The sequence below is a fragment of the Streptomyces sp. CBMA29 genome (genome assembly GCF_014596445.1).
Classification (GTDB): Bacteria; Actinomycetota; Actinomycetes; order Streptomycetales; family Streptomycetaceae; genus Actinacidiphila.
Window position 1 is genome coordinate 1 of sequence record NZ_MECL01000118.1, and the last position, 1,465, is coordinate 1,465.

Below are 1,465 nucleotides of genomic sequence, written 5' to 3' on the forward strand. Positions count from 1 at the left end.
CTCCACCGGCGTGGCGGGCGGCTCGTCCGGCTGCGCGGCCGGGAGCAGGACGCGCGGCAGCACGACGACGGCCGCGGTCCCGCCGAGCTTCTGCGGCCGCAACTGCACCCGGACGCCGTGCCGGTGCGCGAGCCGGGAGACCACGTACAAGCCCATGCCGGAGACCGTGCCGGGCGGGGCCGGGTCGGGGTCGGCGAGTACGGCGTTGAGCTCGCCGAGGCGTTCGGGCGGTACGCCGATGCCCGCGTCCTCGACCGACAGCATGACCTCGCCGCTCTCCAGCAGCCAGCCGGACAGGTGCACTTCGGCGTGCGGGGCGGAGAAGGAGGCGGCGTTGTCGAGGAGTTCGGCCAGCAGGTGGCTGATGTCGTCGGCGGCGCGGCCCGCGATCCGGGCGACGGCGAGCACCTGGATGCGTACCCGCTCGTACCGCTCGACCTCGGAGATCGCGGCGCGTGCCACGTCGACCAGCGGGACCGGGCGGGCGGCGGCGCCGTGGCTGTGCTCGGTGCCGGTGAGGACCAGCAGATTCTCGCTGTTGCGCCGCATGCGGGTGGCGAGGTGGTCCAGCTTGAACAGGGTCTCCAGCCGGTCCGGCTCCTGCTCCTGGTCCTCCAGGCCCTCGATCAGGGTGAGTTGACGCTCCACCAGGCCGAGAGTGCGCAGGCTGAGGTTGACGTGGGTGAACTGCGCCGCGCCCTGCGTGGTGGCGGCGGCGAGCTGCCGGGTCAGCTCGTCCTGGCGGCGCAGCAGTGTGTCCCGCTCAGCGGAGAGCGCGCTGTGCACGCCGAGCGTGCGGATGCGGTCGGCGGCCAGGTCGGCGGAGCGCGAGCGCAGCGCCTGGGCCTCCTGCGTCAGCGCGTTGGCCCGGCGGGCGACGGCGGCGAATTCGTCGGTGCCGATCGTCTCGGTGCCCTGGCCGCTCTCGGCGTCGGCGCGGGACCAGCGGTGCAGCGCGGCCAGCGGGCGGGTGAGGCTGCGGAAGACGGTGACCAGGACGCCCACCACGAGCAGCAGGCAGAGCGCGGCGAGCGCGGCCCGCAGCTCCAGGTCGGTGACGTCGTCGTCCCGGTCGTGGGCGGCGGCGCGGGCCTCGTCGGTGGCGGCGGACGCCTCGACCGTACGCATCAGGCCGATTCTGGCGGTCAGCGCCGCGTTGACCGGCGTGGCGCCCAGCGCGCGGTCGGAGCGGGTGAGCTGCCCGCCGTCGAGGAGCTGGGCGAGGTCGCGGTCGGCCAGCGCGGTGTCGGCGCCGGTGACGGTCTGGTCGTACCGCCCGCGCAGGTCGGCGGGGGCGGTGGCGCGGAATTCGGCGAGCGCGGCCTGCTCCTGGACGTGGGCGACCTGGGCCGCGGCGGTCAGCTCCGGCTGGGCGCCGCCCGCGGTGAGCGCGGCGACCAGCAGTCCGCGCTGGACGGCGGCGGCGGTGACGGCGCGGGTCAGCGGCGCGGTGACCGGGCCCGCG

The 1,465-nt window shown here is 76.0% G+C and carries 1 protein-coding gene; it reads right to left on the reverse strand.

The annotated features are described in order from the left end of the window. Positions 1-1,465, reverse strand: a 1,465-nt coding sequence (locus BGM09_RS16965) for an ATP-binding protein (protein WP_188282446.1), incomplete at both ends; no start/stop codon positions are given.